11 protein-coding genes are annotated in these 12,795 nt (G+C 64.6%); 5 read left to right on the top strand and 6 right to left on the bottom strand.

The window, feature by feature from the left end; all coding sequences use genetic code 11:
* The first annotated feature begins 16 nt into the window (after positions 1 to 16).
* Positions 17 to 529: a dihydrofolate reductase gene (locus CAG31_RS11220; protein WP_085580924.1), complete on the top strand. Its 513-nt coding sequence runs from the start codon at positions 17 to 19 to the stop codon at positions 527 to 529.
* Between the two features lie 40 nt (positions 530 to 569).
* Here the strand turns inward: CAG31_RS11220 and CAG31_RS11215 are convergent, their stop codons facing one another.
* On the bottom strand, positions 570 to 1,961 hold the full coding sequence (locus tag CAG31_RS11215) for an L-cystine transporter (RefSeq protein ID WP_085580922.1): 1,392 nt from the start codon (positions 1,959 to 1,961) through the stop codon (positions 570 to 572).
* A gap of 239 nt (positions 1,962 to 2,200) precedes the next feature.
* On the opposite strand from CAG31_RS11215, the gene CAG31_RS11210 reads away from it, so the two are divergent.
* Positions 2,201 to 3,256 (top strand): phosphorylcholine phosphatase, encoded by a 1,056-nt coding sequence (locus CAG31_RS11210; RefSeq protein ID WP_085580920.1) that lies wholly within the window; start codon positions 2,201 to 2,203, stop codon positions 3,254 to 3,256.
* A gap of 131 nt (positions 3,257 to 3,387) precedes the next feature.
* On the opposite strand, the gene ilvD is transcribed toward CAG31_RS11210, so the two are convergent.
* The 5 genes from ilvD to CAG31_RS11185 form a co-directional block, all read right to left on the bottom strand.
* Positions 3,388 to 5,229 (bottom strand): dihydroxy-acid dehydratase, encoded by a 1,842-nt coding sequence (gene ilvD, locus CAG31_RS11205; protein ID WP_085580918.1) that lies wholly within the window; start codon positions 5,227 to 5,229, stop codon positions 3,388 to 3,390.
* Positions 5,230 to 5,485: 256 nt separating this feature from the next.
* Complete coding sequence (locus CAG31_RS11200; protein ID WP_085580916.1) at positions 5,486 to 6,718, bottom strand: MFS transporter; 1,233 nt, start codon at positions 6,716 to 6,718, stop codon at positions 5,486 to 5,488.
* The gene (locus CAG31_RS11195) at positions 6,711 to 7,688 is read right to left on the bottom strand and encodes a diiron oxygenase (protein ID WP_085580914.1); all 978 of its coding nucleotides are present in this window, start codon (positions 7,686 to 7,688) and stop codon (positions 6,711 to 6,713) included. The genes CAG31_RS11200 and CAG31_RS11195 overlap by 8 nt, the downstream gene beginning before the upstream one ends.
* The gene (locus CAG31_RS11190) at positions 7,685 to 8,758 is read right to left on the bottom strand and encodes a SagB family peptide dehydrogenase (RefSeq protein WP_085580912.1); all 1,074 of its coding nucleotides are present in this window, start codon (positions 8,756 to 8,758) and stop codon (positions 7,685 to 7,687) included. Before CAG31_RS11190 ends, CAG31_RS11195 begins: the two co-directional genes overlap by 4 nt.
* A gap of 456 nt (positions 8,759 to 9,214) precedes the next feature.
* Positions 9,215 to 10,411: a class I SAM-dependent rRNA methyltransferase gene (locus tag CAG31_RS11185; protein WP_085580910.1), complete on the bottom strand. Its 1,197-nt coding sequence runs from the start codon at positions 10,409 to 10,411 to the stop codon at positions 9,215 to 9,217.
* Between the two features lie 281 nt (positions 10,412 to 10,692).
* On the opposite strand from CAG31_RS11185, the gene CAG31_RS11180 reads away from it, so the two are divergent.
* The 3 genes from CAG31_RS11180 (at position 10,693) to CAG31_RS11170 (ending at position 12,724) form a co-directional block, all read left to right on the top strand.
* Positions 10,693 to 11,505, top strand: a complete 813-nt coding sequence (locus CAG31_RS11180) for an HDOD domain-containing protein (RefSeq protein ID WP_170929954.1) — start codon at positions 10,693 to 10,695, stop codon at positions 11,503 to 11,505.
* A gap of 12 nt (positions 11,506 to 11,517) precedes the next feature.
* Positions 11,518 to 12,330: a bifunctional DNA-formamidopyrimidine glycosylase/DNA-(apurinic or apyrimidinic site) lyase gene (mutM, locus tag CAG31_RS11175; protein ID WP_085580906.1), complete on the top strand. Its 813-nt coding sequence runs from the start codon at positions 11,518 to 11,520 to the stop codon at positions 12,328 to 12,330.
* A gap of 70 nt (positions 12,331 to 12,400) precedes the next feature.
* Entirely contained in the window at positions 12,401 to 12,724 is a 324-nt protein-coding gene (locus CAG31_RS11170; protein ID WP_085580904.1) for a multidrug transporter, read from the top strand.
* Positions 12,725 to 12,795: the final 71 nt, after the last annotated feature.

Below are 12,795 nucleotides of genomic sequence, written 5' to 3'. Positions count from 1 at the left end.
TGCTATCCTCGCCGGCATGACTAAATCACTCCCCCTCAGCCTGATCGCAGCCCTCGGCGAAAACCGTGTGATCGGCATCGACAACAGCATGCCCTGGCACCTGCCGGGGGACTTCAAATACTTCAAGGCCACGACGCTCGGCAAGCCGATCATCATGGGCCGCAAGACCTGGGATTCGTTGGGTCGCCCGTTGCCGGGCCGTCTGAATATCGTGGTCAGCCGTCAGGCCGGTCTGGCGCTGGAAGGCGCGGAAGTCTATCCGTCGCTGGAAGCCGCCGTGGTTCGTGCCGAAGAATGGGCGAAAGAGCAGGGCGTCGACGAGTTGATGCTGATCGGCGGTGCGCAGTTGTATGCGCAGGGGCTGGCGCAGGCGGATCGTTTGTACCTGACCCGCGTGGCACTGAGCCCGGAAGGGGATGCGTGGTTTCCGGAGTTCGATCTGAACCAGTGGAAGCTGGTGTCGAACGTGCCGAATCCGGCTGAAGGCGACAAGCCGGCCTACCACTTCGAAGTCTGGGAAAAAGCCTGAATCTGCGGCGAGGGAGCACGCTCCCTCGCCACAACGTCAATCAAGCCTGAGCAAGCTCCGCATGCTCATCGGCCTCCAGCAGCGCCTTGTCGGTCTGCTGCATCACTTGGCTGGTGATCGCCCCGGCGGTGATCGAACCGCTCACGTTCAATGCCGTGCGGCCCATGTCGATCAGCGGCTCGACCGAAATCAGCAACGCCACCAATGACACCGGCAAGCCCATGGCCGGCAGCACGATCAGCGCCGCGAACGTCGCGCCGCCGCCCACGCCCGCCACACCGGCCGAGCTCAGGGTCACGATGGCCACCAGCGTGGCGATCCACAGCGGATCCAGCGGGTTGATGCCCACGGTCGGCGCCACCATTACCGCCAGCATGGCCGGATAGAGGCCGGCGCAGCCGTTCTGGCCGATGGTCGCGCCGAACGAGGCGGCGAAGCTGGCCACCGACTGCGGGATGCGCAGACGGCTGGTCTGCGCTTCGATGCTCAGCGGGATGGTCGCCGCGCTGGAGCGGCTGGTGAAGGCGAACGTCAGCACCGGCCAGATCTTGCGGAAGAAGCGCAGCGGGTTGATCCCGGCCGCCGACACCAGCACGCCGTGCACGACGAACATCAGGCCCAGGCCCAGGTACGACACGACCACGAAGCTGCCCAGCTTGATGATGTCCTGCAGGTTGGAGCCGGCCACCACCTTGGTCATCAGCGCCAGCACGCCGTACGGGGTCAGCTTCATCACCAGGCGCACCAGGCGCGTCACCCAGGCTTGCAGGGTGTCGATGGCGTTGATCACTTTCTGGCCTTTGTCGGCGTCATCCTTGAGCAGCTGCAGCGCAGCCATGCCCAGGAACGCGGCGAAGATCACCACGCTGATGATCGAGGTCGGCTTGGCCCGCGCCAGGTCGGCGAACGGGTTCTGCGGGATGAACGACAGCAGCAGCTGCGGCACGTTGAGGTCGGCGACCTTGCCGGCGTAGTCGGTCTGGATGGTTTGCAGGCGGGCCATTTCCTGGGTGCCGGCCACCAGGCCTTCGGCGGTGAGGCCGAACAGGTTGGTCAGGCCGATGCCGATCAGCGCGGCGATCGCGGTGGTGAACAGCAGCGTGCCGAGGGTCAGGAAGCTGATCTTGCCCAGCGACGAAGCGTTGTGCAGTCGGGCCACGGCGCTGAGGATCGAGGCGAACACCAGCGGGATCACGATCATTTGCAGCAGTTGCACGTAACCGTTGCCCACCAGGTCGAACCAGCCGATCGAGGCTTTGAGCACCGGGTCGCCGGCACCGTAGACGGTGTGCAGCGCCACGCCGAAGCCCACGCCGAGCGCCAGCGCGAGCAGGACTTTTTTCGCCAGGCTCCAGGAGCTATGGCGGGTTTGCGCCAAGCCGAAGAGCAGGGCGAGGAACACCAGCAGATTGAGGATCAGCGGCAGATTCATGAGGACTCCCGAAAAGACGTTGCCAGCAGCCTTCCGGGGCCGCTGCGAACCGGAAAGCCTAACAGCTTGATTTGCAATGAATTAATACCGAAATCGCAGGGTGTCCGTCGTTTTTGGAATAAGCGCATGTCGCATCCACGATGCAACTGGCGCAAAAAAGACGCACGCGGTCGCTGACAGACGGGAACTGTCACACTGATTTGTTAGCGTCGATTCCTTTCAACCGGGGAGAAACGCTGATGAAATTCGCACCGACATTTCTGGCTGCCGCACTCTGCCTTGGCCTCGCTGGCCAGGCGCTCGCCACCGACTTGAAGCACTGGCCCGCGGATCAGGCCAAGGCCCTGGACGCGATGATCGCGGCCAACGCTAACAAGGGTAACTACGCGGTGTTCGACATGGACAACACCAGTTACCGCTACGACCTTGAAGAGTCGCTGCTGCCGTTCATGGAAAACAAGGGCCTGATCACCCGGGACAAGCTCGACCCCTCCCTGAAGCTGATGCCGTTCAAGGACACCGCCGACCATAAGGAAAGCCTGTTCAGCTACTACTACCGCCTCTGCGAAGTCGACGACATGGTCTGCTACCCCTGGGTGGCGCAAGTGTTCTCCGGCTTCACCCTCAAGGAACTCAAGGGCTACGTCGACGAAATGATGGCCTCGGGCAAGCCGGTGCCGGCCACCTATTACGAAGGCGACGTGGTCAAGAAGCTCGACGTCAACCCGCCGAAGCTCTTCACCGGCCAGCAAGAGCTGTACAACAAGCTGATGGAGAACGGCATCGAGGTCTATGTGATGACCGCCGCTTCGGAGGAACTGGTGCGCATGGTCGCGGCGGATCCGAAGTACGGCTACAACGTCAAGCCGCAGAACGTCATCGGCGTGTCGCTGCTGCTCAAGGACCCCAAGACCGGCGAGCTGACCACCGCCCGCAAGCAGATCACCGCCGGCAAGTATGACGAGAAGGCCAACCTCGGCCTGGAACTGACCCCGTACCTGTGGACCCCGGCCACCTGGATGGCCGGCAAGCACGCGGCGATCCTGACCTACATCGACGAGTGGAAGAAGCCGGTGCTGGTGGGCGGCGACACCCCGACCAGCGACGGCTACATGCTGTTCCACGATGTTGACGTGGCCAAGGGCGGCATCCACCTGTGGGTCAACCGCAAGGACAAGTACATGAGCCAGCTCAACGGCATGATGGCCAAGCACGCCGCGGCCCAGGCCAAGGAAGGCTTGCCGGTGACGGCGGACAAGAACTGGGTGATCGTCAAGCCGGAAGAGATCCAGTAAGCCGCGGTCCTGGGCGGTTCCTGGGGGCGCTACGGTCTTGAGCCTGTGGCGCCTCGACGGGCGCCATCGCCAGCCCAGGCAAAAAAATGCCCCGCACATGGCGGGGCATTTTTATGCGCGACGGTTAAGCATTACAGCCCGTCGAGCATCGCCTTGTTGCGCACCGCACCCTTGTCGGCGCTGGTGGCGAGCAGGGCGTAGGCCTTCAGGGCGGTGGTCACCTTGCGCGGACGCTGTTCGGCCGGCTTCCAGCCTTTCTTGTCCTGCTCGACCCGGCGCGCGGCCAGTTCTTCATCGCTGATCAACAGGTTGATCGAACGGTTCGGGATGTCGATCAGCACCTTGTCGCCGTCCTGCACCAGGCCGATGGCGCCGCCCGCCGCCGCTTCCGGCGAAGCGTGGCCGATGGACAGGCCCGAGGTGCCGCCGGAGAAGCGGCCGTCGGTGAGCAGGGCGCAGGCTTTGCCCAGGCCCTTGGACTTCAGGTAGGAGGTCGGGTAGAGCATTTCCTGCATGCCCGGGCCGCCTTTCGGGCCTTCGTAGCGGATGATGACGATGTCGCCTTCCTTCACTTCGTCGGCGAGGATGCCGCGCACGGCGCTGTCCTGGCTTTCGAAGATCTTCGCGTTGCCTTCGAAGACCAGGATCGACTCGTCGACGCCGGCGGTCTTCACCACGCAGCCGTCCAGCGCGATGTTGCCGTACAGCACGGCCAGGCCGCCTTCTTTGGAGTAGGCGTGCTCGACGCTGCGGATGCAGCCGTTCTCGCGGTCGTCGTCCAGGGACGGCCAGCGGGTGGACTGGCTGAACGCGGTCTGGGTCGGAATGCCGGCAGGGCCTGCCTTGAAGAAATGGTGCACGGCCTCGTCGTTCGTCTGGGTGATGTCCCACTTGGCGATGGCTTCTTCCATGCTGCGGCTGTGCACGGTCGGCAGGTCCGTGTGCAGCAGGCCGCCGCGGGCCAGCGAACCGAGGATGCTGAAGATGCCGCCGGCGCGGTGCACGTCTTCCATGTGGTACTTCTGGATGTTCGGCGCGACCTTGCACAGCTGCGGCACCTTGCGCGACAGGCGATCGATGTCGCGCAGGTCGAAGGCGATCTCGGCTTCCTGGGCGGCGGCCAGCAGGTGCAGGATGGTGTTGGTCGAACCGCCCATGGCGATGTCGAGCATCATGGCGTTCTCGAACGCCTTGAAGTTGGCGATGTTGCGCGGCAGCACCGACTCGTCGTTCTCGCCGTAGTAGCGCTTGCACAGCTCGACGATGGTGCGGCCGGCCTCGAGGAACAGCTGTTCGCGGTCGCTGTGGGTGGCCAGGGTCGAACCGTTGCCCGGCAACGCCAGGCCCAGGGCCTCGGTCAGGCAGTTCATCGAGTTGGCGGTGAACATGCCGGAGCACGAACCGCAGGTCGGGCAGGCGCTGCGCTCGTACTCGGCGACCTTCTCGTCAGAGGCGCTGGAGTCGGCGGCGATCACCATGGCGTCGACGAGGTCGAGGCCGTGGCTGGCCAGTTTGGTCTTGCCGGCTTCCATCGGGCCGCCGGAGACGAAGATCACCGGGATGTTCAGGCGCAGGGCGGCCATCAGCATGCCGGGGGTGATCTTGTCGCAGTTGGAGATGCAGACGATGGCGTCGGCGCAGTGGGCGTTGACCATGTATTCGACGGAGTCGGCGATGATCTCGCGGCTCGGCAGCGAATAGAGCATGCCGTCGTGGCCCATGGCGATGCCGTCGTCCACGGCGATGGTGTTGAATTCCTTGGCGACGCCACCGGCCCGTTCGATTTCGCGGGCGACCAGTTGGCCCAGGTCCTTGAGGTGGACGTGGCCCGGCACGAACTGGGTGAAGGAGTTGGCGACGGCGATGATCGGCTTCTTGAAGTCGTCATCCTTCATCCCGGTGGCGCGCCACAGTGCGCGGGCGCCGGCCATGTTGCGGCCGTGGGTGGAAGTCTTTGAACGGTAATCAGGCATTGGAGCACTCCGGGCGGCTAATCAGGTACTAAAGGGGAGTGAGCTTCTGTTGACGTCCGGAACACCCGAAAATGGCCGTGTGTCCTGATGCTGCCGATGACTTTGCGGGATCGCCGCTTGCCTCAGCCTGAGCTCATAAACCCGCCGGGGATGAATGGCGATGAATCCCGCGATTCTACACCGCTGGCGTCTGGAGGGAATGGCGCAAAACGCTGTTCGGCCGCCGAGGGCGCCTGCGGGATGACGGCCGGCGGTTTCAGTCGCGGCCCGGCTGCGCGACGGCGCCGTGACGAAGGCCTTCGGCCCGGCGGTTGATGCGGGCGTTCAGCCCCAGCGCCACGCCGCCGAGGATCAGGAAGCAGCCGCCGAGGGTGGGTTGCAGGTCGGCCGGGCTCAGGCTGATCAAGGCGCTGATCGCCCCGCCGCAGATGAAGACCAGGGTGCTGCCGGCCGAGGCCGAGGTGCCCGCGTGCTCGGGATAAAGATCCATGGCCCGAGAGGTGGCCGCTGGCCGGACGATGGTGGTGCCGGCGGTGCAGATCAGCATCGGCACCAGCACCGTCGCCGGGGTCAGCGCAAAGCCCGAAGGCAGGCACAGCAGGGCCAGGCCGGCCAGCAGGATCAGGCCCAGCCCTGCGGTGATCTGCCGGGCGGGCGTGATCCGTCGGCTCAGCACGGTGGCGACGATGCCCCCCAGCACATAGGCGGCGCCGTAGACCAGCAGGACAAGGGAGAACTCATAGGCGGACAGTTGCAGGCGGTCCATGAAGATCAGCGGCGAAATCACGATGAACGAGAAGTGGCAAGCGAAGGCGAAGGCCGATATCAGCCAGTAACCGACGAAGTCGAAATCGCCCAGCACCCGGCGGTAGGTCAGCAGGAAGTGCGCCGGGGCACCTGCGGCCGTCGGACGGCCCCCTGGCAGGAACAGCCCCGCCTTGAGCAGCACCGCCGAGGCCAGCGCCGCGAATGCCCAGAAGCTGGCGCGCCAGCCGAAGGCGGATTGCAGCAGGGTGCCGGCCAACGGTGACACCGAGATGAAAAGACCACCTGCGGTGACCATCAGGATCCGCAACCGGTCACGTTCCTCCCCGTCGAACAGGTCCTGCACCAGGGCCTGGGACAGCACGAAGCAACCGCAGCCCGCCGCCTGCACCACCCGGAACGCCAGGAACATCGCGTAGTCGCGGGACAGCAGGCAACCGACGGCGCCGAGGATCGAGACCGCGATGCCGGCCAGCAGCAGGCACTTGCGTCCGATCACGTCCGACAGCGGGCCGATCAGCAACTGGGAAAAGGCGATGCCCACGGCGAACACGCTGATCGACAGCGCGATGTCCGTGGGCGTGCGCCGGAAATGCTCGGCCAGGGCCGGAAACGACGGCAGCAGGACATCCAGCGGAAACACGCCGAGCAGCACCATCGCCAGCAACAGGCCCACGGCCCCGCGACGTTGGCGGGCGGTCGCCGCCGGAGTTCCTTCATTCATCGATCAGTCCTGCCTTGGCGAAGAGTCTGCGGTTTTGGGGCAACGCGAAGAATCCGGCCTTTGTCAGCGCCGCGAGGGTGGCGACGGCGCCTGCGCGGGCGCGGCGCCGGTTGGCCTGCGCGGTGGCCGCCTCGGCGACGATGTCCGTGGTCGCTTCCTCCTCGATCCCGGCGCTGCGCAGGCTCTGGAGCAGCCAGGCCTCGTCGACCTCGAAGAAGATCCCGATGACCTCCAGCAGCGTTCTTGCCGTGAACGTCCTTTTGCGGGTGTTCATGGTCAGCCAGAGGTAATGGAACACCTCGGCGAAGTAGCGGCTGTGACGGGCCTCGTCGCCCAGATGGTCGCGCAGCATGTCGTCGACGCAGGACACCAGGCTGTCACGGCAGACGTCGAGCAGCTCGCGGGCGATGAGGGTCTCCGAGACGAAGCCGAGCAGGAACCACGCCAGCGGCCGGCTGTGCTGCGGTGTGCGTTCGATCAGGGCGTTGAGCCGGGTGATCCGCCGGGGCATGGCCGGACGCTGGCTGAAACCATAGTGCGCGGCGATCTGTTCGGCCAAGCGGTTGGAGAACAGCGCGTGATACCCCTCGTCCGTGTAGAGCTGGAGCGCGGCGGTCTTCATGCGCGGGGGCACGTAGGCGGGGATCTCGCCATGGACGATGGTTTCCACCGCTCGGTTGACGATGCGGTGTTCGAGCAGGGTGGTGTAGTCGAGAAAGTGCACCAGGTGGTTGGCGGTCAGGCGGTGGATGACCTCGCGCCCGGCTGCTTCGATGGCCGGATGGGCCAGGTACGGCAGGAAGCCTGGGGGAAACCAGTGGCGGGACTCCAGTTGCCGCGCAAGGTCCGCTGGCAACGGGTAGTCATGGCGGCTGACCCGCACCGAGGCGCGGGTGTCCCATTCTCCCAGCGTGAAGCGCAGCGCCCAGGACACCGGCGGTTCGGCCGGGACATCGAGCAGTCGGGTCATGGATTCACCGCCCGTGGGTCCAGCAGGTCCCTCAGTTCCCGGCACATGGCCTGGCCATCGCTGTTGCCGCAGCCGACGAAGAACAAGGGCTGTTCAGGGCTGCCTTCGAGGTTGAGCAGGGTTTCGACCGGGCCGTCGGCGAACGCACCGGTCAGCCAGGTGTTGAGGCCCAATGCCGTGGCCACCAGTTGAAAGGTCTGGGACAGATGGCCGGCCTCGACGAATGCCATCCGGTAAGCCCGTGAGTGGGGGTATTTCCACCAGAGCCGGTCGAACCGGGCGGTGATGAACAGGCCCAGCGGCAGATCGTTGATGAAGTGCTGGCCGCACAGCAGGTTGCCCAGTGCCGAGTCGGGCAGCGGGTTCGTCAGGCTCAAGGTGTGCTGCGCCGGATGGTAGGCATAGACGCCGGGCGCCAGGCCGCCGACGTTCTGCACCAGCAAGAGGCCTTCGCAGGCGTTGAGCCCGCCGCCGGACGGGCTGCTGCGCCGTGCCGTCATGCCCGGGGCGGCGCTGTCGTCGCAGCTGCGTTCGCGCAGATGGCCGAGCGTCAGGTACAGCAGGGTGCTCAGGTCGGTGAGCGCCACGGGGGCCTGGGTGAAGGAGCGGCAGGTCTTCCGGTCAAGCAGCATGGTGTGCAGATCGGCGCCGGCCAACCGGGACGGTTCGGGCAGGGCGATGTGCGCCAGGGTGTCCGGCGGTGTCCGGGTGTCGCCGGGCGCTGGCGTGGCCAGCACGTCGTTGCAATGTTCCAGGTATTGCCTGGACCATTCTTGAATGTTCTGTGGGGGGTGTTCGAAAGGGATGTTTTGGGTGCCGATGTGGTAGATCCTGGAAAGTTCGTCCCATCCCCATTCCGGTGTGTCGGTTTTTGAAGCAGTTAATATTCCGGCTGCCAGAAGTTGTGTGTCTATGATGTTGCTGTCGTCGAAGTTGTTCGGGTTTTCTATAAGTTGCGCGAGGCGAGTCGAATAACGGATATCGAGTTCGTGTTGCGTGTGGTCTTTATAGTTCCAGACAATTTGTGCGGGCGGCTTCGGCAATATGAAAACATGAGGGTTGATGTGCATGAGGCGATTCACTCTGTGCTGTGAGCCTTTGAAGACGCCGGAGTGCCGGCACGCTCCGGCGTCTTCATTTACTTAGCGGGCTTTAGGGGCGACCAGAAAAGCCAGGTTTGCGATTTTGTTGGTTTCCAGAGTGATTGCTTTCATTTGATGAACTCCTTGTTCATTGGTAATTGAAGTCACCTCGTGGTGACAGCTCAATCATAGTTTGTAATGGATTGTTGGCAAGCGGATATTCAGTAGGAATGTTCCAGTAATTTTGTCGGAGCGCTTACCGGTCGAGTTTGGACTTGTAAGTTGTTTCTTGTTGGGTGTTTCTTTTAATGAAATATCCTGCACGTCTGTAGGAAAGAACATGTAGGAAGGAACATGTGGGAAGTTCGATGAGGCAGGGCGGGACGCAGGCCAAAAGCAAAACGGGGAGCCCATGGGCTCCCCGTTTTGCTGTCCGGCCGCGTATCAGCTGTTGGGCAGCAGGCGGCAGGTGATGCTCTTGATGTAGCGGGTTTCCGGGATGGCCGGGTGCACCGGATGATCCGGGCCCTGGGCGCCGCGCTCCAGCAGTTGGATGTTGCGGTCCAGGTGGCGGGCGCTGGTCAGCAGGATGTTCTGCAGGTCGTCTTCCGGCAGGTGCATCGAGCACGACGCGCTGACGAGGATGCCGTCCTTGGTCAGCAGGCGCATGGCCTGCTCGTTCAGGCGGCGGTAGGCGCCTTCGCCGTTCTTCAGGTCTTTCTTGCGTTTGATGAACGCCGGCGGGTCGGCGACGATGACGTCGAAACGCTCTTCGCTGGCCTTGAGTTCCTTCAGGGCTTCGAAGACGTCGCCTTCGATGCAGGTCATCTTGTCGGCGAAGCCGTTCAGCGCGGCGTTGCGCTCCACGCCGTCGAGGGCGAAGCCCGAGGCGTCGACGCAGAACACTTCGCTGGCGCCGAACGCGCCGGCCTGCACGCCCCAGCCGCCGATGTAGCTGTACAGGTCCAGCACGCGCTTGCCTTTGACGTACGGCGCCAGGCGCGCGCGGTTCATGCGGTGGTCGTAGAACCAGCCGGTCTTCTGGCCGCCGATGACCGGGGCTTCGAACTTCACGCCGTTCTCTTCCAGCGGCACCCACTCCGGCACCACGCCGAACACGGTTTCGACGTAGCGCTCTAGGCCCTCGGCATCGCGGGCGGCCGAGTCGTTCTTGAACAGGATGCCGCTCGGCTTGAGCACCTGGGTCAGCGCGGCGATCACGTCGGCCTTGTGGGCTTCCATGGTGGCCGAGGCGAGCTGCACCACGAGGATGTCGCCGAAACGGTCGACCACCAGGCCCGGCAGCAGGTCGGAGTCGCCGTAGACCAGGCGGTAGAACGGCTTGTCGAACAGGCGCTCGCGCAGGGACAGGGCCACGTTCAGGCGGTGCACCAGCAGCGACTTGTCCAGCGCCAGCTTGGCGTCCCGGGACAGCAGGCGGGCGCAGATCAGGTTGTTCGGGCTCATCGCCACGATGCCCAGCGCCTTGCCGCCGGCGGCTTCGAGCAGGGCCTGGTCGCCGGCCTTGAAGCCGTGCAGCGGGGTGGCGGCCACGTCGATTTCGTTGCTGTAGACCCACAGGTGGCCGGCGCGCAGGCGACGGTCGGCGTTGGCTTTGAGGCGCAAGCTAGGCAGGGACATGACGTCGCTCCGGAAAAAAGAGCGGGAGTATACCGTGTTGCGCGCGACGCGGGCCGCAGGAGCGATGAATCACCCGCCGCAGGCGAACCGGCCACACATTTTGCGTACGCCGCCAGGCGCAATCGACGGGGTGGTCTTCAATGAAAGATTTGGCCGATCTGCCCTGCGATGTGTCGTTCGTCGGTTTTTAGGGGTTAGAATCGCCGCCTGTCCCAGAGTGTGTACTTATGTCCCAAGAGCTGACCACCGAACAGATTCAACAGTCCCTGCAGGGCATCAGCGTGCCCGCGCAACCGCAGATCATGGTGGATCTGCAAATGGAGCAGTACATGCCCGACCCGGACCTGGAGACGATCGCCAAGCTGATCTCCCAGGATCCCGGCATGTCCGGCTCGCTGCTGAAGATCGTCAATTCGCCGTACTACGGCCTGAGCAACAAGATCACCTCGATCAAGCGCGCGGTGAACCTGTTGGGCAGCCGTTCGATCATCAACCTGATCAACGCGCAGTCGATCAAGGGCGAGATGAACGACGACACCATCGTCACCCTCAACCGTTTCTGGGACACGGCCCAGGACGTGGCGATGACCTGCCTGACCCTGGCCAAGCGCGTCGGCACCGAAGCGTGCGACGAGGCCTATGCGCTGGGCCTGTTCCATGACTGCGGCGTGCCGCTGATGCTGCAGCGCTTCCCCGACTACATGTCGACGCTCGAAGAGGCCTACGCCAGCGCCAGCGCCGAATGCCGGGTGGTGGACACCGAAAACCGCGTGTACAACACCAACCATTCGGTGGTCGGCTACTACACCGCCAAGTCCTGGCGCCTGCCGGAGCACGTCAGCAACGCCATCGCCAACCACCACAACGCGCTGGCGATCTTCAGCGACGAGTCTTCGCGCAACAACCAGATGAAGAACCTGCTGGCGATCCTCAAGATGGCCGAGCACATCTGCGCCTCCTACCGGGTGCTGGGCAACCAGGCCGAAGACCATGAGTGGAACTGCGTAGGTCCTTTGGTGCTCGACTACGTCGGCCTGTCCGAGTATGACTTCGAGACCCTCAAGCAGACGATCCGCGAGCTCGGCGCCCACTGATTCGAGAACACCATGCCTGAATTGCCGGAAGTCGAGACCACCCGCCGGGGCATCGCCCCGCACCTGGAGGGCCAGCGGGTCAGCCGGGTGATCGTGCGCGAGCGCCGTCTGCGCTGGCCGATCCCCGAAGACCTCGATGTGCGGCTGTCCGGCCAGCGCATCGTGCAGGTCGACCGGCGGGCCAAGTACCTGCTGATCAACGCCGAGGTCGGCACGCTGATCAGCCATCTGGGCATGTCGGGCAACCTGCGGCTGGTGGAGGCGGGGTTGCCGGCGGGCCGGCATGAGCATGTCGACATCGAACTCGAATCGGGCCTGGCCCTGCGCTACACCGATCCGCGCCGGTTCGGCGCCATGCTCTGGAGCACCGATCCGCTGCAACACGAGCTGCTGATCCGCCTGGGGCCTGAGCCGTTGACCGACCTGTTCGACGGCGAGCGGCTGTTCCAGCTGTCGCGGGGGCGGTCGATGGCGGTCAAGCCGTTCATCATGGACAACGCGGTGGTGGTGGGCGTGGGCAACATTTACGCGACCGAAGCGCTGTTCGCCGCCGGCATCGATCCGCGCCGCGAAGCCGGGGGCATTTCCCGGGCGCGCTACCTGAAGCTGGCCATCGAGATCAAACGCATCCTCGCCGCCGCCATCGAGCGCGGCGGCACCACGCTGCGCGACTTCATCGGCGGCGATGGCCAGCCGGGGTATTTCCAGCAGGAGCTGTTCGTCTACGGCCGCGGCGGCGAGCACTGCAAGGTGTGCGGCACCGGGCTGCGGGAAATCAAGCTCGGCCAGCGCGCAAGCGTCTGGTGCCCGCGCTGCCAGACCTGAGGCAAAACGGCTGAAAAGCTCCTACGGTCTATAGTGAGGTGTCTCACTGTTCAGCCCGAAGGATCGTGCCATGAAATCCCTTCCTGCCCTGCTCATCGCACTGTCGCTGTGTGCCAGCCTGCCCGCCCGGGCGACGGAGGGCGGCAGCGGCGATCCGCGCTACGCCATCCAGAACCCGCCGGCCTACGCCATGATCGGCGACCTGCTGATCGCCCGGCCGTTGCTGACGGTGGCGACGGTGATCGGGGCGGGGGTGTTTGTCGTGTCGTTGCCGTTCACGGCCTTGGGCGGCGGGATCGGCGATGCCGGAGAGGCGCTGGTGGTGGCGCCGGCGAAAGCGGCGTTCGCGCGGTGCCTGGGGTGCACGGGGGAGGGGTTCGAACAGCGCGAGTGAACTGTTCCGGGTGGTCGGTGACGCTATCGCCAGCAGGCTGGCTCTCACATGGGATCTGCGCCCAGTGGGAG

Origin of the sequence: Pseudomonas sp. R25(2017) (assembly GCF_002112565.1) — a bacterium.
In the GTDB taxonomy this organism is placed as follows: Bacteria; Pseudomonadota; Gammaproteobacteria; order Pseudomonadales; family Pseudomonadaceae; genus Aquipseudomonas; species Aquipseudomonas ekonensis.
The sequence above is the reverse complement of the archived record's forward strand: the minus strand, read 5'-3'. Positions and strand labels throughout refer to the sequence as shown.

Bases quoted from the DNA above. Each gene is read 5' to 3' on its own strand.
- CAG31_RS11220 (WP_085580924.1), top strand. From the start codon at position 17: ATGACTAAATCACTCCCCCTCAGCCTGATCGCAGCCCTCGGCGAAAAC.
- CAG31_RS11215 (WP_085580922.1), bottom strand. From the start codon at position 1,961: ATGAATCTGCCGCTGATCCTCAATCTGCTGGTGTTCCTCGCCCTGCTC.
- CAG31_RS11210 (WP_085580920.1), top strand. From the start codon at position 2,201: ATGAAATTCGCACCGACATTTCTGGCTGCCGCACTCTGCCTTGGCCTC.
- ilvD (WP_085580918.1), bottom strand. From the start codon at position 5,229: ATGCCTGATTACCGTTCAAAGACTTCCACCCACGGCCGCAACATGGCC.
- CAG31_RS11200 (WP_085580916.1), bottom strand. From the start codon at position 6,718: ATGAATGAAGGAACTCCGGCGGCGACCGCCCGCCAACGTCGCGGGGCC.
- CAG31_RS11195 (WP_085580914.1), bottom strand. From the start codon at position 7,688: ATGACCCGACTGCTCGATGTCCCGGCCGAACCGCCGGTGTCCTGGGCG.
- CAG31_RS11190 (WP_085580912.1), bottom strand. From the start codon at position 8,758: ATGCACATCAACCCTCATGTTTTCATATTGCCGAAGCCGCCCGCACAA.
- CAG31_RS11185 (WP_085580910.1), bottom strand. From the start codon at position 10,411: ATGTCCCTGCCTAGCTTGCGCCTCAAAGCCAACGCCGACCGTCGCCTG.
- mutM (WP_085580906.1), top strand. From the start codon at position 11,518: ATGCCTGAATTGCCGGAAGTCGAGACCACCCGCCGGGGCATCGCCCCG.
- CAG31_RS11170 (WP_085580904.1), top strand. From the start codon at position 12,401: ATGAAATCCCTTCCTGCCCTGCTCATCGCACTGTCGCTGTGTGCCAGC.